Annotated in this window: 19 protein-coding genes and 1 tRNA gene; 8 read left to right on the top strand and 12 right to left on the bottom strand. The window is 63.4% G+C overall.

Features of this window, described 5'->3' with window-relative positions:
* The first annotated feature begins 26 nt into the window (after window positions 1–26).
* From CMV14_RS06780 to CMV14_RS06760, 5 genes are all read left to right on the top strand, one after another.
* Window positions 27–1,319, top strand: coding sequence for an MFS transporter (locus tag CMV14_RS06780; RefSeq protein ID WP_083215729.1), 1,293 nt, complete (start codon window positions 27–29; stop codon window positions 1,317–1,319).
* Window positions 1,320–1,411: 92 nt separating this feature from the next.
* A complete protein-coding gene (locus CMV14_RS06775) occupies window positions 1,412–2,845 on the top strand; it encodes an FAD-dependent oxidoreductase (protein WP_066960773.1) in 1,434 nt (477 codons plus the stop codon).
* A 226-nt stretch (window positions 2,846–3,071) separates the two neighbouring features.
* Window positions 3,072–3,317 (top strand): DUF3489 domain-containing protein, encoded by a 246-nt coding sequence (locus CMV14_RS06770; RefSeq protein WP_083215730.1) that lies wholly within the window; start codon window positions 3,072–3,074, stop codon window positions 3,315–3,317.
* Window positions 3,317–3,766 (top strand): DUF2924 domain-containing protein, encoded by a 450-nt coding sequence (locus CMV14_RS06765; protein ID WP_066960781.1) that lies wholly within the window; start codon window positions 3,317–3,319, stop codon window positions 3,764–3,766. The genes CMV14_RS06770 and CMV14_RS06765 overlap by 1 nt, the downstream gene beginning before the upstream one ends.
* Window positions 3,750–5,351, top strand: a complete 1,602-nt coding sequence (locus tag CMV14_RS06760) for a recombinase family protein (protein ID WP_066960789.1) — start codon at window positions 3,750–3,752, stop codon at window positions 5,349–5,351. Before CMV14_RS06765 ends, CMV14_RS06760 begins: the two co-directional genes overlap by 17 nt.
* Before the next feature lie 189 nt (window positions 5,352–5,540).
* On the opposite strand, the gene CMV14_RS06755 is transcribed toward CMV14_RS06760, so the two are convergent.
* The 11 genes from CMV14_RS06755 to infA all read right to left on the bottom strand — a co-directional run bounded on the left by CMV14_RS06755 (window position 5,541) and on the right by infA (window position 14,588).
* The gene (locus CMV14_RS06755; RefSeq protein ID WP_066960797.1) at window positions 5,541–6,293 is read right to left on the bottom strand and encodes a hypothetical protein; all 753 of its coding nucleotides are present in this window, start codon (window positions 6,291–6,293) and stop codon (window positions 5,541–5,543) included.
* Window positions 6,294–6,478: 185 nt separating this feature from the next.
* Entirely contained in the window at window positions 6,479–8,347 is a 1,869-nt protein-coding gene (locus CMV14_RS06750) for a coiled-coil domain-containing protein (protein WP_066960804.1), read from the bottom strand.
* Window positions 8,340–8,834 carry an ABC-three component system middle component 2 gene (locus CMV14_RS06745; protein WP_066960811.1) on the bottom strand — a complete coding sequence of 165 codons (495 nt, stop codon included), beginning with the start codon at window positions 8,832–8,834 and terminating at the stop codon, window positions 8,340–8,342. The genes CMV14_RS06750 and CMV14_RS06745 overlap by 8 nt, the downstream gene beginning before the upstream one ends.
* Window positions 8,825–9,838, bottom strand: a complete 1,014-nt coding sequence (locus CMV14_RS06740) for an ABC-three component system protein (protein WP_066960816.1) — start codon at window positions 9,836–9,838, stop codon at window positions 8,825–8,827. Before CMV14_RS06740 ends, CMV14_RS06745 begins: the two co-directional genes overlap by 10 nt.
* 541 nt (window positions 9,839–10,379) lie before the next feature.
* The gene (locus CMV14_RS06735) at window positions 10,380–10,952 is read right to left on the bottom strand and encodes a hypothetical protein (protein WP_066960820.1); all 573 of its coding nucleotides are present in this window, start codon (window positions 10,950–10,952) and stop codon (window positions 10,380–10,382) included.
* Window positions 10,952–12,118, bottom strand: a complete 1,167-nt coding sequence (locus CMV14_RS06730) for a hypothetical protein (RefSeq protein ID WP_202820885.1) — start codon at window positions 12,116–12,118, stop codon at window positions 10,952–10,954. The genes CMV14_RS06735 and CMV14_RS06730 overlap by 1 nt, the downstream gene beginning before the upstream one ends.
* A gap of 362 nt (window positions 12,119–12,480) precedes the next feature.
* Window positions 12,481–12,556, bottom strand: a tRNA-Phe gene (locus tag CMV14_RS06725).
* A gap of 67 nt (window positions 12,557–12,623) precedes the next feature.
* On the bottom strand, window positions 12,624–12,785 hold the full coding sequence (locus CMV14_RS06720; RefSeq protein ID WP_083215731.1) for a DNA gyrase inhibitor YacG: 162 nt from the start codon (window positions 12,783–12,785) through the stop codon (window positions 12,624–12,626).
* Window positions 12,763–13,764 (bottom strand): ribonuclease, encoded by a 1,002-nt coding sequence (locus CMV14_RS06715; protein WP_066961047.1) that lies wholly within the window; start codon window positions 13,762–13,764, stop codon window positions 12,763–12,765. The genes CMV14_RS06720 and CMV14_RS06715 overlap by 23 nt, the downstream gene beginning before the upstream one ends.
* Complete coding sequence (locus CMV14_RS06710) at window positions 13,757–14,356, bottom strand: Maf family protein (RefSeq protein ID WP_066960826.1); 600 nt, start codon at window positions 14,354–14,356, stop codon at window positions 13,757–13,759. Before CMV14_RS06710 ends, CMV14_RS06715 begins: the two co-directional genes overlap by 8 nt.
* A 13-nt stretch (window positions 14,357–14,369) precedes the next feature.
* Window positions 14,370–14,588 carry a translation initiation factor IF-1 gene (infA, locus tag CMV14_RS06705; RefSeq protein WP_010162480.1) on the bottom strand — a complete coding sequence of 73 codons (219 nt, stop codon included), beginning with the start codon at window positions 14,586–14,588 and terminating at the stop codon, window positions 14,370–14,372.
* 168 nt (window positions 14,589–14,756) lie between these two features.
* On the opposite strand from infA, the gene CMV14_RS06700 reads away from it, so the two are divergent.
* The gene (locus CMV14_RS06700) at window positions 14,757–15,245 is read left to right on the top strand and encodes a flavin reductase family protein (protein ID WP_066960829.1); all 489 of its coding nucleotides are present in this window, start codon (window positions 14,757–14,759) and stop codon (window positions 15,243–15,245) included.
* 239 nt (window positions 15,246–15,484) lie between these two features.
* Here the strand turns inward: CMV14_RS06700 and CMV14_RS06695 are convergent, their stop codons facing one another.
* Window positions 15,485–16,078: a peptidylprolyl isomerase gene (locus tag CMV14_RS06695; RefSeq protein WP_066961051.1), complete on the bottom strand. Its 594-nt coding sequence runs from the start codon at window positions 16,076–16,078 to the stop codon at window positions 15,485–15,487.
* Window positions 16,079–16,186: 108 nt separating this feature from the next.
* Between CMV14_RS06695 and CMV14_RS06690 the strand changes: the two genes are divergently transcribed.
* Window positions 16,187–17,839, top strand: a complete 1,653-nt coding sequence (locus CMV14_RS06690; RefSeq protein WP_066960832.1) for a tetratricopeptide repeat protein — start codon at window positions 16,187–16,189, stop codon at window positions 17,837–17,839.
* A 23-nt stretch (window positions 17,840–17,862) separates the two neighbouring features.
* Window positions 17,863–18,699 (top strand): 4-(cytidine 5'-diphospho)-2-C-methyl-D-erythritol kinase, encoded by an 837-nt coding sequence (locus tag CMV14_RS06685; RefSeq protein WP_066961054.1) that lies wholly within the window; start codon window positions 17,863–17,865, stop codon window positions 18,697–18,699.
* Window positions 18,700–18,745: the final 46 nt, after the last annotated feature.

The following is an 18,745-nucleotide window of genomic DNA, read 5'->3' as shown; positions in this document are numbered from 1 at the left end:
CGTCGCCGGAAAATGAGGATGGCGAAATGAGCGCGGAGCAACCGTCCAGCGAGGCCGCTCCATCCACTGCGAAGGTGAGCTTATACGCTTGGTATATCGCCTGTGCATTGATGGTGGTTCAAGTTCTGTCCTCGCTCGATCGCAGGGTGATCGTCATCCTGGCAGAGCCGATCAAGCGGGATCTGGGCTTGAGCGATACCGAATTGGGTTTGCTGTCAGGCGGCCTGTTCTCTTTCGTGTATGCCGCCGCGAGCTTTCCGATCGCACGCATCGCCGAACGGGTTTCCCGGCCGCGCCTGATCAGCGCGAGCATCGCGGCGTGGAGCCTTTTGACCGCCTGTGGCGGATTTGCGCAGGGTTTCGCGATGCTGGCTTTCAGCCGGGTCGGCGTCGCCGCTGGTGAAGCCGGGGCGGGACCGGCGGCGCATTCGCTGCTGACGTCGCATTTCCCGCCGACCGCGCGTTCGCGCGCGCTTTCGATTTACATGGCTGGCGTGCCGCTCGGCGGTCTTGCCGGGCTGGTTCTCGGCGGCGTGTTGAGCGATCTGTTCGATTGGCGCACCGCGTTATTCATTGTCGGCCTGCCGGGCATATTGATCGCGATGCTGATCGCCTTCACGGTGCGCGAGCCCCGAACGCCGACGGCATACGGCAAGCCGCCATCATCTTCGCTTCTTCAGATGTTCGGGATTTGCGCCGGCGATCCGGTGTTGAGGCTGATGCTGATCGCGATGGCGATCCATGTCATTCCAAACGGGTCGCTCAATGCTTTCCTGCCGGCCTATGTCATGCGCGAGTTCGGCCTTCCGGCCCATAGCGTCGGCCTGGCCGTCGGCCTCGTGCTCGGTCTGGGAGGGCTGACAGGCTCGCTCGTCGGCGGATGGTGCGGCGACTGGCTCAACCTCAAGGACCGTTCCTACGCCTTTCGCTTCGTTTCATTCACCTTCCTTCTCGACATCATTCTCATCATCCTCATTCTGATGACGAAGCAATATCCGGCGCTGCTCGCTCTCGCGATGCTGCAAGCGGCTAATATCGGCCTGTCGGCAGGGCCGCTGTTCGCGACGCTGCAGGACCGGGTCAGCGACGGGCAGCGGGCAACGGCTGCCGCAATCCTGCTGTTCTGCGTTTATCTCGGTTCGGCCCTGGGCCCGGTCATCGCCGGTATGCTCAGCGACTGGATCTCCACCCCCGGGCAACCGGCGGCGCTTTCGCTTCGGCAAGCGCTGATGTACATCGCGCCGATCGAAGCCGTTGGGGCGTATTATCTCCTCCGCGCTTCCGGTCATCTCAAGAGCACAACGGCAAAAATGATGTGAGGCCCAGCCTTCACATATTGCCGTCCGCCGATCACCACCACCGCCGGCAAACGAAACCTCCAGCAAGATATCTTCGACGAAAAGGATTGATCATGGGAACCTATGGTTACGGTGCGGAGCAATTCAAAAAGGGCACCGATGCCAAAGACGGCAAGCGGGACCGACGCACCATCGGCCATGTACGCGAGCCGGAGCGGCAGGTGCCGGTTCTATTCGACGTGGATGTGCTGGTGGTTGGCGGCGGGCCAGCCGGGACCGCTGCTGCCATCTCCGCGGGTCGGCTAGGCGCACGCGTACTGCTGGTCGAACGATATAATCATCTGGGCGGGCTTTCGACCGGCGGCTTGGTGATTTGGATCGACCGGATGACCGATTGGGAGGGCAACCGCGTGATCAGCGGTATCGGCGGCGAGATGATGGATCGCCTGCCGGCCGATGCTATTCTCGGCCCGTCGGCGAAGGAATGGGGCAGTCGGGAGGAGGCTGCCGTGGCCCGATGGCGCCCTCGCTTCTCCGCATTTCACGACATCGTCACCTGTGCGCCGATGGTCGATCCCGAAGCGCTGAAGCAACTCTCGCTCGACATGGTGCGCGAGGCGGGCGTCGAAATCCTCTTCCACGCCTGGGCATCGGCCCCGATCGTCGGTGACGACGGGCTGGACGGGGTCATTTTCGAAAGCAAGCAGGGCCGCTTTGCCGCGAAGGCCAAGGTGGTGATCGATACGACGGGCGATGGCGACATCTTCGCCGCGGCTGGTGAGCGGAGCGCGTCTGATTTCGAAGAATCCAGCGTCCATCACTGCATCAACACCTCCTGGCTATTTGCGGGGACGGACAATGAGCGCTGGCTCGCCTTCCGGGCTTCCGATGCCTATGACGACTTCGTGGCTGCCGGTCGAGCGGCGGTGGGCCAGCTAGAGCCGCCGGCTTCTGCCTGGCGCAATGACGTGGCGGTGTTCATGGGCCCTCGTTGGGCTGGTTATGACGGCCTGGATGTTCGCGATCTGACCGAGGTCGAGTTGCGCTCGCGCGACAAGATGGTCGAGCTGCTCGCCTGGTATCGCGAGCATGCGCCAGGTTTCGAGAATGCGTGGATCGCGCTCAGCGCGCCGCAGATCGGGATTCGGCAGACCCGGCGACTGGTGGGACTGGCGCAGATGACCCGCGACGACTGGCGCAGCGGCGTCGTTCATGCCGACGAGGTCGGTATCAGCCCCAGCCTCGCTCCCAAGTTCGACAGCGTCTCGGTGCCGTTCCGCAGCCTCCTTCCCCAAAAGACCGATCGCTTGATCGTCGCCGGCCGGCATCTGTCCGCCGACGCATCCTCGCAAACCTTCATGCGCGAGATTCCGCAATGCTGGCTCACCGGCCACGCCGCAGGCGCAGCAGCAGCGTTGGCCGTGGACGGTTCCATCCCGGTTGCGGCATTGTCTGTCGTGGATATCCAGCGGGTACTTCGCGACCAAGGCGCAGTTATACGCAGCAATTCGAAAGATCGGGTCGGGTCAAGCATGATCTCTACATGAAGATAATGTCGCAAGACGCTGATATCTCGTGCCAGGTTAAAATATAACATGAGACATATTTTCCCATTGAATTGACGCTCACTAAAAATAGCTCGACTTATTCTCAAAACGGAGCAATTTTGTTCGCGCTGAATAGCGGCCCAACATTTGAGGCTGCTGCCCTGATCGGCCTTACCGACGGGGCTCTGGGTGGTGGGGCGCAGTCACGCGCTTCTGGAGAACCACCATGGAAAATGTTCAGACCACTACCGATGCCGCTGTTGAAACTCCTGCGCTGCCACGTCCCTCCAAAGCCGCCACAGTCGCCAAGCTCCTCTCCCGTAATCGAGGTGCGACCCTGGCGGAGATCATGGACGCCACCAGCTGGCAGCCGCACAGCGCGCGGGCATTTCTCTCGGGAATCCGCAAGAAGAAGGAACTTCTCAAAGAAACCCGCCGCTCGGGCGAAACCTGCTACCGGTTCGCCAACTGATGGCCAGCCTCGCGGATCAACTGGCTGGGCTTGCGACATTATCGCAAGCCCAGCTCCGTACCGAATGGCGGAAACATCATCGCGGTCAGCAAATGCCCATCGGCCTCGGTCGCGATCTCTCCAGCCGAGCCATCGCCTGGCAGATGCAGGAACGCATCCGGGGCGGACTCGCCTCCGGTACGGTGCGAGAACTGCGCCGCCTCGCCAGACAGCTCCATGAAAGCGGCGACATCGATCTCACGAAGGACATCCAGTTGAAGCCCGGCACCAGGCTGGTTCGGCAGTGGCATGGCACCATCTATCATGTGCTGGTCATGGAGGACGGCTTCCAGTTTCAGGACCGCCACTATCGATCGCTCACCCCGATCGCGAAGGAGATCACCGGCGTTGCCTGGTCCGGACCGCGCTTCTTCGGCCTGAAGGAAAAGCCCGATGCGCCGGCCAAATGATCCCAGGGTCATCCGCTGCGCCGTTTATACCCGCAAATCCGACGAGAAGGGCCTCGAACAGGAGTTCAACAGCCTCGATGCCCAGCGGGAGGCCTGCGAAGCCTATATTGCCAGCCAGCGCCACGAGGGCTGGAAGCTTATTCCGACCGCCTATGACGATGGCGGCCTCTCGGGCGGCAATATGGACCGCCCTGCCCTCCAACAGCTTCTGGCCGATATCCGCGCCAGGAAGGTCGACTGCATCGTCGTCTACAAGATCGACCGCCTGACCCGCAGCCTCGCCGACTTCGCCCGGATCGTCGAGGTCCTCGACGGCAATGGCGCTTCCTTCGTCAGCGTCACCCAGGCGTTCAACACCACGACCAGCATGGGCCGGCTCACCCTCAATGTCCTGCTGTCCTTCGCCCAATTCGAACGCGAGGTCACCAGCGAGCGCATTCGCGACAAGATCGCCGCCTCCAAGGCGCGCGGCATGTGGATGGGTGGTGCGGTCCCGCATGGCTATGCGGTAAAGGATCGGAAGCTCGTGGTCGTACCCGCGGAGGCCGCAGATGTCCGGCTGATCTTCGAGCGCTATCTGGCGCTGGGCTCCGTCATGGCACTTATCGTCGACCTCGAGAAACGCGCCGTCCGCACCCGGCCCCGGGTCGATCGCAACGGGGTTGCCCGTGGCAATACACCATTCGCAAAGACGGGCCTTAACATCATGCTCCGGAACCGCCTCTATCTCGGAGAGATGACGCACAAGGGCAAAACCTATCCCGGCGAGCATGATGCGATTATCGATCCGATGCTTTTCGATCAGGTCGCAGCGCTCATGACGAGACGCCGCCCGAACCCGCCGGACGGCGTTCATGCCAGCGAGCCAGGCCTGTTGTTGGGCAAAGTCTGGGACGCCTGCGGCCGCCGCATGCGCCCCGAGCATTCTACCAAGCTCGGCCGGCGCTATTGCTACTACACCAGCGACAACCGCTACCTGCGGTTGAAGGAACGCGCTCACCGTGCACCCGCGGGCGAACTGGAAGCGATGGTCATTGCCCAGCTCCGCAAGCGGCTCGATCCCGAAACCTGCCCGACCGCGCTGCTGTCGCTGGAAACGGCACCGCCCAGTGAGCAGCGAAGGATCATCGACGACTATATCGACAAGATCGAGGTCTATGCCGATCGGGTCGACATCCACCTGAACGATGCAGCTGGCGAGCCGCAGCTTATATCGATCGCGGCCCCGCTCATCCGCCGTGGCAAGGAAAAGCGGTTTGCCGTCCCGCCTGAGGAACGGGCGATCGGGGCACGAGACCCAGCGCTAATCAAGCTCGTCGTGAAAGCCCATATGGCCCGGGAGGCGCTGGCGGCGGCGGAAAGGCGCACGATCGAAGAGCTGGCGGGCGAGCTGGGTTACAGCCGGGACTATTTCGGCGTGCTACTGCGCATCTCCTATCTCGCGCCGGATATCGTCGCTGCCATTCTCGATGGGCGCCAGCCGATGCAGCTCAACCGGCAGCGTTTGGCTCGGGCGACCAATCTGCCGATCGATTGGGAGCAGCAGCGGGAAATGCTTGGATTTGAACGATCTGCGGCGGTTTAGCGCCCCATTCTAGGACATCATACGTTGTGTCTGCACATCCTAAAAGCGGGCATATGAGATGGGTTTATGTTGAGCCTACACGCGCCCCGATCGTCATCTGTAGCGCGATAAGGGCAAAACGCTATTCTGCTACCAAGCATGTAATCGCCCTCCAAGGGTAGCCATGCGTCAGACTGGAGATTACGAAGTCTAGCGCCGCTTGATCGCGATCCGCTGGAACCTGCGCTGGCGGACGTTGATGTCGATACGTACGATCGGTCCAAGCTGGCCATCCAGTCTTGCTACACAATTGTTGATCGCGCCTCGGAATACATCAAGTCGATCTTCGTCTGAGATCACTATCGCCTCGCGTTCGTTGCGCCATTTTTCTTCCCGTTCACGCTGATTTTCGGTTTGGGCACGTTGCGCATGTCGCGCATTCTGCAGAAGTTCCAAAGCGGCATGGGTAATCCGTTGCCGATGCTGCCTGAGCTCGACCAAATGTTCTGCAACATCGCGGTGGAGGAACGCGCGTGTCAACGGCATGACTTCGGACAGCTCTAAGAAGAGCGGGCTGGTGGCATTGATGCGGTCTACCGCAACTTGAGCCGGCAGTAGTCGACTCCGGATCTCAATCGGAGTTCGATCGTCGATCAACCCGATCCCGATCATATTCTCGAAGGCGGCGGCCTGCTCAGTCGCCGTCGCGCTGGGATAACGAATTTGCTCAAAGGCCTCTTCGATACGAAAAGCTAACGCGAGAGCCTGCTCAGCGACCGCAATCCTCCGCTCTTCAAGCTTTTGCCGCTTCCAGCTCGAGAAAGTGTCGGCGCCAACCTTTGCAGCGTAGATAACCGCTAGAGCGCCCAAGACAGTCCCTACCCCAGATAGCATCTGTCCGGTTGCAGCCCAATCGGTAGCTCCATCGATAACGATCGTCATAACGCCCATGGGGGACAGCATCGGCTATCAATCACTCGATCAAGAAGAACTCTTAGCTCCGCCAAGCTTATGAGTTTCATTCCCTGCCCCTGGAATATGCGTACGATCACAAGATTGCACAGCGGCACGTTTCTGCCAATGCGCGCATCGGTCTGCTGACCAAGCCGTGACTGACGTTAGCCGCGCGTGCCCTACCTGCGTACCTATCAAACAAAAAGCCCGGCGCGTCCGATGCTTGGGTTCTTGGTGAACTGATAATTCGCGTACGGCCTAACGACATCCTGATCGGACTTGTGATTCTCGATCACGATGAACTGGGCTTGGTCGGCCATGCCCTGCAGGTACCGGTAGAAGTGCGTCGCCACATCGGCATTGCGCAATTCCAGCTCGTCGTCGGTGAGATCCTCGAAGCGATCCTCTTCCGCGGGACGATAAGCGAAGAGCGGCGAATCCAAGATGACGAAACCCGGATGCGGCCGCCCCTTCTCGATGCAATAGACGAGCATGCCGATCTTGAAGGCGGCATGCAGCAGGGCTCGAACACCAGCGCCGTTGTCCCGGCGGCGTTTGCCATCGACGACGATATCCTGGTCGCCTTTTTCGAAATGAACCGCGTCCGCTCCGGGATAGTTCCACGCCTTAAGGACCTGCTTCACCACGGTCGAGAGCTCGTGCGCTTCGCTGTTCGAGAGGTCGAGGTTTACATCGATGCCATCGGCGCGTTGCCGCGACTGCACGGTCGTGGCCTTGATACGAACGATCTGTACCTCAAGCTCGGCAACCCGGCGCCTGTTGTCCAGGTCGGATTCAAGCTTCTCGCATCGCGTGCTAGCGCCGAGGAAGATGGATCGCGCCGAGACCTCGCTCTGAGCAGCCTGGACGCGGGCAAGGCGTACGTCGTTCAGACGGTCTCCTGCGACGACGATGAGCTGCTTTATCTCCAGGATTTCAGCATCGGCATCGGCGAGCGCCGCGGCAAGGTCGCGGGCCTCGGCTCGGATCTTCTCCATTTCCAGCTCGACGGCGTGCCGCTGCTCCTCAATGCCACCAAGCCCATGATCGTGTATTTGATGGTCGGGGGAAGCCCCGCACAGCGGGCAATTGATCGTGGCGAAACGTTGTAGGAGGAAGCCACCTTCCTCCAGGCCTTCGAGGCGATCAATGTCGGAGGCATAGACGCGCGCAAGTTCATCGAATCGTGCCTTGAGGGCATTCAGCTCTGCGATCCGCGCCTGGTGGCCTTGAATTTCATCGGAGAGGCCGCGCTCTTCGAGCGCCAACGCATCCAGACTATTCTGGCGCTCTTCCACTGTTTCAAGAAGATCCGCCTTCTCGCGTTCGGCGCTCGTCAGATCGGCGATGACAGCACTTGTTTCAACGGTTTCGTCGATCACTTTTCGCAATTGTTCGGCCATCTGAGAGAGGAGCTCGATTTGCCCCTCCTTTGCAGCCTTGAGCTGATCGCCGGATCGAACCTGCGCGATCGACGAGCCATCTACGCCGGTGAGGAGGAACTTGAGCAGCCCCTTGTCTTCCGAAGTGACCGTCGTGTTATGCGCGAGCAGCAGGCTCTTTTCATCAATCATCCTCGTCTCGTCGATAAGGAGATAGCGCATGACGACCCGTAGCGAGAAAGGCGCCTTTTCCGCCCGCTCGTTCTTCAGCAGCTGCGCTTCGCGGTAGCCGACGCTAGAGAGGAGAAAGCGCGAGACATTGGGCGAGCTGACGTGCTTCCGCGAAAACACCTCGTACCCGGGCGAGCCTTCGCCAACGGTCTCGCGATGCCCGTCTGCCTTATAGATGTCGCTGCCCAGAGCGGACGAGCGCAACGTGACTTTCTGATCGCCCGGGAGGGTGAGCCACAGAAGATAATTGTCCATTCCCTTCCCTTCGGGAGGCAGGGTCGGAAGTTCTCCACCGAGGAGGTAGTCGATCGACTTGCGTACGAACGATTTGCCAGTGTTCGAAGCGCCCCAGATGATGTTGACGCCCGACTTGAATTGAACCGAAACCGGCGTCCGCTCGGGTCCAGTGAACATCAGCTGGTCGATGATAATCCTGCGCCGATCAGACATTGTCGGCGGCCCTGCTGACTATCTCGTGAGACCAGCGCTCCAGGCCGTCCTTCAGATTTTCGATGAAGGCGTCTACACCTGAGAGGGCGGCTTCCCGAGCCAGCCATTGGGCCGCTTCGGCAAGCTGGCGATTATAGGCGCTTCCCAACAGATCGATCATCGCCGTTGCTGTTTCGAGCGCCCGAAAAGCGATGCCGCTGCCCGTGAAAACCTGTTCGACGAGCGATGCGCGGGCCATCAGCAGCAAGCCCTCTTCGACCAGGTGGCGGCGCACGAAATACTCGCCGGCACGAGCATTGATTTCGGGGTGGAGGCTCGGTGGACCGCCAGCGTCGCCGGTGTGGACGATGTAATAATCAAGGAGCGACATCGTCGCGAGGTCGAAGGCTTGGGGCGCAAAGGCGTCGAGAATGAGCAACGCCCGCACACCAGCTTCGAGCGGCGTGTTGAAGAGTTGCGGCTGGGCAATGGGCAGGCTCAGGCCCACGGCATGCGTCCGACGTTTGCGAAGTGGTGGCACGCGCCCTGTTTAACGCTGGGGGTGACGCGGTTGTGTCGCCCGAGCGCGCCGGTAACCTGGGCGGTAGAGGCAACCTCCATGATCTGCGTAAGTCTCTCGTAAGGCGGTGCCGTGCCCAGCGAGTGGTACCGATCGATCACAGTGTCGTGCACGTCCTCGTCGACGTTGTCGATCTGGCTAACCGGCAGGTTATCACGAAAATGGCGCCGGAACGCCTGACGTTCGAGGTACCGTCGACGGGCATTAACGATCTGGGGGCCGTACATCACGTTGGCCACGACCTCCGAATAGGTTGCGAAACCCGTGCCGCTGGCCGCAGCGAACACCGCCACGAGCTGGGTGACATAGGCGAACTCTTCGTCAGCAACATCCTGCGGCACGTCAGCGATCCGCACCCGCGGAGCTTCGCCCGGATCGATGTCGAGATGTTCATGCAGGACTGCCCGCATCTGGGGCTTCTCCACCAGCTCGCTTGCCTTCCAGAGTTCGACATTCTCGAACGCATACGCGCGGATCGCCGTCGTGAGCGGTGGAGTTAGCGGACATGGCGTCGTCGATATGCCGTTGAGGCAATAGGCGTCCCAATGGTTGATCAGGAAGTCCGCGATAAGCGACGGCCGGTCGATCGCCTTCTTGACGTCTCGGACCGCCGAATTGGGGCAGATGAAAATGTATTTGGTGGGCAGCGTGAATTCGCCCTGGTCGGCGTAATAGAATATTTTGCCGAGCTCGGTGACGAACTCGGCCTTGCCCAAAGGCACCTTCAGATGCTTGCACTGGTAGTTGTGCCAGTCGCCGTCATACCGGCGGGCCGAGAGAAAGCCGACGGCATCGCGACCCATGTCTGCCGACGCGGTTGGCCGCTCGAATCCGACATAGGTGTCCGCAACCTTCGCGAGCCACTTCTTGATCAGGTCTTCAAGCTCGCTGTCCGTTAAATTCAGAATCAGGCGATCTTCGTTGAATGCCATTTTTGCGCTTTCCCCCTCGCGCTCGCCAGAAACCTGACGGAAATTGCTTCTCTGATCAAATCTTATTCGATCCTGTCTGCTCCAATCTGGCGCGAACGGCAGCTATCCCGCGACTTTGACTGAAAGCTGCCAGCAGCTCACGACCCAATTTATGCCGTCGGACGACGCTGACTTTCGGTCCAAACCGTGCTATAAAGTCATTACAGGCGCCGCATGCTCCATCGCGTGCAGATGCACAGCAAACCTGCAGCTTGATGCGCATCGCATCGCCCGACCGCCAGAATCGCTGCTAGAGAAATCAGGGTCGAATTACACGACCCGCGCGCCTGCAAAAACGTCTCCCGGCACGGTGCATGATGCACCAACACACCAAGAATGGCGCGGAAGTGCGCCACAAACGGCGCCTCGCCTCAACGGCGGGCCGCTATCTCACAAATTTCCAGAAAAAATGGTGCTTCGCGATGCAGATCGAACCGCCGACACTGCGATGCGCAGCTTGATGTTCTATCTGAATTTGCAGATGGCTGACGGCTGCTCCTTCTCAATCTCCCCAAGCTTTCGGTGGTGGCACATCAATCGGCCGCAAATTCGCTCGGCGAATTTCTGTAACTTTGCCCTCTGCTGCTTGGCCCTGAGCGTCTTTATCCTCACGCGTTGCGGCATCATCAATGACCCGCTTCTGAAGCCGCACGATATCGATGTCCCTCCAAACGACGTAGGCCATCCGGGCGACACACAGCGCGCCAAGCCCTCCTATTGCTGCCGACGCGATATGCCGAACCGCGCTAGACCAGAACAGAATGATCTCAGCCTTGCCCACCACGGAAAGGGTTACCAGCGCAATCAGCGTAGTCGCGTTGATGCCGATGATCCAGCCGTACTCCGTCGTCACCTGTACAATTTTTGCGGTTAGCCTCTTCCGTTCCCCAGCCTCAAGGCTCTTCCATTCGAGTGTGGGCATCCCTCGATTCAGCCGGACGAATACGGCGGCTATCATAATCGACAGGGATACGATTATCGGCTGAAACGCATCAAACAGGCGCACCAGCGGAACCGCGAACCCGAACAATCCGGCCACGGCCGCAACGACCAAAACGGTAACGACGCGCGCCATCAGGCCTTTATCTTACCGTCCTTTGCAAACCGGGCATACACCTCTTGTAGCTGGTCCGCGACATTCTCGAACTCCAGAAGATTGCTGCCCTCGTGCGGTTGATGAAATGGCATACGAGTGCGCAGGAGGGCATCGCCGTCTAACACCCGGCCGTCTTTTCCTTCAATTTGAACCTTTGCATCGGACATATCGGCGAGGTCGTTGGCGATACTCTGCAGCTTGGCCTTCGACGCTTCCGTCCGGCGCCCTCTGACCTTTACCGTAGCCTCAACCGCGAGATATTCGTTCGGCCCCAGGCTATCAACGAGCGATTCCGCTTTCGGCTTCCCTAGCAGCGCTTCAATAATTGGGACTGCTTGAGCCATTTGCGCTATCCTGTCAGCAACGCGCCGGGAGGTGTTCACTTCCTTATCCGTCGTATCGACAGGGACATTAACAGCGATCTGCGGAGTTGCCTTACCGGCCACCCGTAAGCTCCTTATATCGCCGATATCGCCGCCAACTTGGCTGTTATCAAACTCAGCCTGGAGCCCGATGAGCAAGGCAGGGTCGACCACCGACGTACAACGCTTCAATAGCCAATCCATATATTGCTGGATCAGATCCGCGGACATCGAATGGGTTTTCACGAAAAACAGATGATTGCCGATTGATAGCCAGTAAGCCAGCCCGCGTATAAACTCCGATCCTGACGGCGCCTCGCGCTCGTTCAGATCGTACACAACCGCAGTCGTGAGGTCTGATAGCTGGACCTTGGCTGGCGTCATATTCAACAGCGCCTGCAAATCTTTATTTTGTGCGAGGCACATCTCTCCAAACACGGCGCTCGATAAATCAGCCACCTTGTTGAGGAAAATGCGGCGCCCGTCACTGCTGCCGATGTCGAAAAGGCGGTCTTCTGGCCGCTCCCAAAGGGACGAACCATCGCGGGATGTATTCAACGCTGTACGGCACAAACTCTCGAGAGTTTGCCCCTTCAGATCCGCCGTACCGGCATCAAATCGACGATAGTGAACCATATGATAAGCAGTCGGCATCGCGTTCCCCTTCAGATGCCGAATCGCCCCCGCGCCGGCGCGGGGATAGCACAATCGAATTTGGCATATGTCGAGCACGTAACCATCCGGAATGGACTGACGCTCACCTACGCGCTTGCGTGCATCCATCCGCTAACCTGGGACTGGTCCAGTCCCACTGCTCACGGCGACAAAAGCGCGTAAGCCCAAGGGCGGCCAAAGATGGTGCGGACTTCGGGCCCAAAAGCCGCTATAAATTGAACCATTCAGACAAGGGCGAAACTTCTCCTCGAACGCTGCGCAGCAAACCCGCAGCTTGATGCGCATCGCATCGGCCGACCGCCAAAATCGCGCGTGCAGAAAACCGAGCAATTTCAACGTGTCAGGGTCATGCAAAAGCGTCTCTCGGCTCGGCGACAGATGCTACGATCACCCGCAAAGCCCCGGAAAGCCGGGGACAATTCCGGCACTGCGGAATCGCGTTAAGTTATTGATATAGAAGGATAAAAAAATGGTGCCCAGGGACGGGGTCGAACCGCCGACACTGCGATTTTCAGTCGCATGCTCTACCAACTGAGCTACCTGGGCACTCGCGCGTTGGAGGCGTGCCTATAGAGGCGGGTTGCGCATGCTGTCCAGCCCCTTGGACGGCTTTTTATTCGTCGTCCGGATCGGCCGGCGGGCCGGGAATGCGATAGCCTTCGTCTAGCCATCTGAGCAGGTCGCGGTCGCGACAGCCCTGGCTGCAGAAAGGGTCATATTGCGCCAGGGCGGGCTTGCCGCAGCCGGGGCATTTAGGGTCTTTGTGCGTCGACATGGCCAGCGGATATGGCGAGCCTCGCGTCGCCGCGCAAGGCGATGTCGGCGCCGATGCGCCGGGCCAGCTCGGTCTGCCAGTCCGGCCGCGCCTCGATCCGCGCGATCACCGCCGGCGCCGCCGACAGGGTGCGGAGGCCGGCGCCCGGCGTGCGTTCCGCCCGGCGCAGCAGCGCGCGGGCGGCGGCGGCCACCGGATCGCCCTGCATCCGCTCCGGCAGCGAGGCGCGCGCGCGGCGGCGGACGATCTGGAGGAAGCCGAAGCCGTTGACGGCAGTCCGCTCGAACGGCTGGGGCAGGATCGCGTCCACCGCCTCCGCCGCCGCCAGCCGCGCCGCCTTGCCCTCGGGCGTCGGCAGGTCGATGCCGATCGAGCCCGCTATGCCGTGCCGCACGATCATCCGCGCCGCCGCGTCCGCCCCGGCCACCGCCAGTGCAGCGAGGTCGAGCCAGCCATCGACGTCGATCAGGTTCATCGCCGGGGTCAGCGACAGGCGCAGCCCGCCGCCCTCGAACGCCGCCTCGCCGCTTGCCGCCTCCTCGAGCAGTTCAGACCAGCCGGCCGCCTCCAGCGCGTCGGGCTCGTGCGCGCTCAGATGCCGCACCGAATTACCCCCCGCCACGATGCGATCGAGCAGCGCCGGCCCGAGGACCGATGCCGCCCCGGCCGGCGCCACCCGCGCCAGCGCGATCTTTGCCCGCCCCGGTTCGGGCAATGCGGCGCGGTGGATTTCGACCATCAGCCGCGCGCCCTCCGACACGCTCCTCGGCACCGGCTCGATCAACGCCTCCTCGCCCGAATCGAGCCGCACGACCGCGCGGCGGCCGGGCACGACGACGCGGTCCAGCCGCGCCTCGGCGATCGTGCCCGCGCGGACGCCATCGTCATCGGCCTCGATCTCGGCGGCCAGGATCGCGCCGTCCTCGATCAGCGCGGCGCGCGCCTCGCCGATCCCGTCCTCATAGATCCATTCACGCATCGCCATGCGACGGCAGCAGCCCGGCCGCGCCGAGCAGCGCGCGCGTCTCGTAGAGCGGCAGGCCCATCACCCCCGAATGGCTGCCCTGCAGCATCGCCACCCAGCTTTCGGCATAGCCCTGGATCGCATAGCCGCCTGCCTTGCCCCGCCAGTCGCCACCGGCCAGATAGGCGTCGATCTCGGCGGCGGCCAGCCGCTTGAAGCGGACGATGCTGGTCGACAGCCGGTGCCGCGCCCTGCCCTCGCCATCGATCAGCGTGATCGCCGAATGGACGCGATGCCGCCGCCCGGAAAGCAACTCCAGGCAGGCACGCGCCTCCTCGGCATTCTCTGCCTTGGGGAGGATACGGCGCCCTGCCGCGACCACCGTGTCGGCGCCCAGCACCGCCACGCCGGCATGGCGCGCGGCCACCACCGCCGCCTTCGCCGCCGCCATGCGCGCGGCATAGGGCGCGGGCAGTTCGCCCTTCAGCGGGGTCTCGTCGATGTCTGCGGGGTCGATCGCGGCGGGCGCGAGTCCCAGCCGCGCGATCAGTTCGGCGCGGCGCGGGCTGCCCGATGCGAGGACGAGCGGGGAAGCTGGCGGGGACACGGGGCCCCGGCCCTTATTTGAAGCGATAGGTGATGCGACCCTTGGTCAGGTCATAGGGGGTCAGCTCGACCAGCACCTCGTCGCCCACCAGCACGCGGATGCGGTTCTTGCGCATCTTGCCGGCGGTGTGCCCGAGGATCTCATGGTCGTTCTCGAGCTTCACGCGGAACATGGCGTTGGGCAGCAGCTCCACCACCTGCCCGCGCATTTCGAGCAATTCTTCTTTGGCCAAACTCTATGCCTCTTCGCGGATATCGTAAAAGTCCGCGCCGCCCATACGCGCTTGACCGGCAAAAGAAAAGCGGGGGCGGCCACGACAAATAATAGATGGGGTGCGGAGGTGATTGCGCCCAGCCGTCCTCTTCTCTAGCGGCATTTCGGACGAGCGAGGGAGATTGACGTGACCGAAGACGAGATCAAGGGCGGCTTCCGCCATGCGATGCGCCGGCTGGCGACCACGATCGCGCTGATCACGTCCGGCCAGGGCGAGCAATGGACCGGCATGGCGGCGACGGCGGTGATGTCGGTCTGCGCCGAGCCGCCGACGCTGCTCACCGCGGTCAACCGCACCGCCAGCATCCACCCGATCCTGATGGCGGAGGAGCGCTTCTGCGTGAACCTGCTGGCCGATCGCCACCAGGATCTGGTCGGCATCTTCAGCGGCAAGAAGAAGGGGCTGGAGCGTTTCGAGACAGGCGCCTGGATCAAGCATGCCAGCGGCATCCCGCTGCTCGACGATGCGCTTGCCAGCCTGGTCTGCCGCACCACCCAGCGGATCGACATCGCCACCCACACGCTGTTCATCGGCGAGGTCGAGCATGTCGTGAACCATGACGATATCAGCCCGCTCGTCTGGGTCGACGGCACCTTCGCCGCGGCGGCGCGCTGATTTTGTTACTGCCTCATGCGCCGGCGGTCGCATCCGCTCCCTTGGCTATCCTCGCATAAGCTCGGGCGCGCGTTCGCGCTTGCGGGATGCCATGCGTCCCGGCGATCATCTCGCCGTCGGAATTCCAGAGGCTCGAAGAGGCAAGCGCGTGCACCGCGTCCGAGCGCTAGCGAGGGAAGCCAAGGCGGACGGATGTCCGCCGCCCGGCGCCTGAGGCCAAACAAAAAAGCGAGGGGGCGTCAGCCCACCCGCCGCGCTTCCACGATCTTCACCCGCTCCTTGATCAGCTGGCCCTTCATCGCGCCCGATCCCTGCGGCCAGGTCTTCGATGCCAGGATGCGCTTGACCACCGGCATGCCGGACACCACCTGCCCGAACGCCGCGTAGCCGGCATTGTCGCCCTTCTGCCCCGGCTTCGCGTCCATCGCGGGGGCAGCTCCCACCAGGATGAAGAACTCGCCCATCGCGGTGCCCGGCTCGCGCCGTGCCATGGAGATGGTGCCGTCGAGGTGGCGCAGCCCGGTCTTCGTGGTCGGTTCGTGCGCGATCGGCGGCAAGGATCGGCGCGCGTCGCGGTGGACGCCGCCCTGGATGAAGCCGCGCTTCGCATTGCCCACCGCGCGCGCCGCCCGATAGAAGGTCGTCCCATCGAGCTTCTTCTGGTCGACATAGGCGAGGAAATTCCCGGCGGTGATCGGCGCGCGCTTCATGTCGAGCGCGATGACGATCGTGCCCTGATCGGTCTTGAGCGCGACCTTGACCCTGGACGGCGCGGCGAAGGCGGGCGCGGCGATCAGCAGCGCGGCCATGATGGGGAGGAGACGGCGAATCATGGGCGCGAGCTTAACGCCGCCGCTTTCCGCGTCCATCGCCGCGCTTAGCGCTGGCTTGCGGCACCGCTTGTGGGATAGAGTCGGCCGACCTTATCGCGGAGATGAACGATGAAGCCGCAGCGCATCCTGCTGGGCATGGCCCTGTCGCTGGCCTGGCCCGCCGCGCTGCCCGCGATGGTCAGCGAGACATCGGCAGAGTTGCGCCAATATGTCCGTGCCCGGCTGGCCGATGCCGGCGGTATGCCCGATGCCGCCGCCACCAGCTATGCGAAGCTGCTGCAGGCCGCGCCGGAGGACCGGCGCCTCGCCCTGCGCACCTATCGCCAGGCGCTGACCGCCGGCAATTTCAAGCTGGCCGGGCTCGCCGCGGCGCAGCTCGACCGGCTCGGCGCGCTGCCCCCCGACGCGGTGCTGATGCTGTTTTCCGACGCGGTCGTCGCACGCGACTGGAAACGGGCCGACGCCGTCATTCAGCGGATCGACCGCGAACAGGTGTTCGCCTTCCTCAACCCGGTGATGCGCGGCTGGGTGGCCTATGGCCAGAAGCGGGGCGATGCGGTGCGGCTGGTTTCGGCCGGCATGGGATCGCAGCTGGCCAATGCCTATGCGCGCGATCATCAGCTGCTGATCGCGCTTGCCGCCGGCCACACCGATGCGCTTGCCAATCTGCGCCGGCTCGTCGCCGCCGGCGACAGCCGCGCGCTTCGGCTTCAGCTCGCCGCCGGGGCGCTGCTCGCCAAGCGCGGCGACAAGGCCGGCGCCCGCGCGATTCTCGACGGCAAGGCGCCCGAACTGGCCGCCGCCCGCGCCCTGCTCGAGGCGGGCAAGCCGCTCGCCGGCGCGATCGACACGCCCGAGCTCGGCCTGTCCGAGCTGTTCGCCCAGCTCGCGATCGAGGTGAAGGGCGACGGCCGCTCGCCCGTGTCGCTCCAGCTCGCCCGCCTCGCCGGCTATCTGGCGCCGGGCAATGCCGCCGCGACGATCGCCGTCGCCGATCTGCTCGCCGCCAACGGCTATCATGAGGCGGCGCTGGCGGCGATCGGCCAGGTCCCCGCCGACGATCCGCTGGCCCAGGCCGCCCGCCAGGAACGCAGCAGCATATTGCTGGCGATGGGCAATCGGGAGGCGGCGCTGGCCGAAGCGCAGAAATCGGCGCAGCAAGCTGGCGCGACCGCCGCGGCCTTTGTCGAACTGGGCGGCATCCTGTCCGATCTCGATCGCCCGGCGGAGGCCGCCGCGGCCTATCGGCGCGCGATCGAGATGGACAAGGCCCTGGGCGCACCCAACTGGCCGCATCTTTTCCTGCTGGCCGGCGCGCTCGATCGCTCGGGCAACTGGGCCGAGGCCAAGGCCACCCTGCGCCAGGCCAGCCAGCTCGCTCCCAACCAGCCGGTCGTGCTCAATTATCTCGGCTACGGCATGCTCGACCGCAACGAGGACCTTGCCGAGGCTCAGGTGTTCATCGAACGGGCGAGCGGGCTCGACCCGAACGATGCCGCGATCGCCGATTCGCTCGGCTGGCTCTATTACAGGCGCGGCAACTATGCCGGCGCGATCGCGGCGCTGGAGCGGGCGGTGGCCGGCGATCCGGGCCAGTCTGTGATCAACGAGCATCTGGGCGATGCCTATTGGGCGGTCGGGCGGCGGATCGAGGCCCGCTATGCCTGGCGCGCCGCACTGGTGGAGGCCGACAAGCCCGGGGCCGAGCGGCTCGGCCGCAAGCTCGCGGACGGCATCGGCCCCGCGCTCGGCGCCAAGTGAAGGCCGCATCACCGGTCGCGACCATGATCGAGACCGCCTTTGCCAAGATCAACCTCGCCCTCCACGTGCGGCGGCGGCGGGAGGACGGCTATCATGAGATCGAGACGATCTTCGCCTTCGCCGCGCATGGCGACCTGATTGAAACGGTCGATGGCCCCGCCGGGCTGACGATCACGGGGCCGTTCGCCGCCGCGCTGGCCGATGGCGATCCGGAGGATAATCTGGTGATGCGCGCGGTGCGCGGCGTCGCCTCGCTGCCCGGCACCGGGCGGCCCCCGGCGATCCGCCTCGACAAGCGGCTGCCGGTCGCGGCCGGCATCGGCGGCGGCTCGGCCGACGCCGCCGCCGCGATGCGCCTGCTCTGCGGCCTGTGGGGAATCGGTCCCAATGATCCGCGCATCGTCGGCCGCGCGGCCGAGCTTGGCGCCGATGTGCCCGCCTGCCTGCTGTCGGTGACGGCCCGGGGCGATGCGCGCGGCGACGAACTCCGGCCGATCGAGGCTCCGGGACTGCACGGCATGCCGCTGCTTCTCGTCAATCCGGGCATCCCGCTCGCGACAGGCCCGGTCTTCGCCGGCTGGGATGGAATCGATCGCGGGCCGCTGGCGGAGGGCGACCCGCTGGCCGCCGCGCTCGCCGGCCGCAACGACCTCGAACCCCCGGCCCGCGCCCTCTGCCCGGTGATCGGCGATGTCGTCGCGCTGCTCGCGGCGCAGCCCGGCACGCTCCTCGCCCGCATGTCGGGTTCGGGCGCGACCTGCTTCGCGCTGTTCGATTCGGATGCGGCGCGCGACGCCGCCGACCGCGCCGTTGCCGCTGCCCGGCCCGACTGGTGGCGGCTGGCGACGCGGCTCCGATAGGAGCGATCTCCGTAGCGAATTGATCTCCGGCCAAGCGGCACCCACA

The organism is Rhizorhabdus dicambivorans, assembly GCF_002355275.1.
Taxonomy (GTDB): domain Bacteria; phylum Pseudomonadota; class Alphaproteobacteria; order Sphingomonadales; family Sphingomonadaceae; genus Rhizorhabdus; species Rhizorhabdus dicambivorans.
This window is presented reverse-complemented; position numbering and strand designations above follow the sequence as displayed.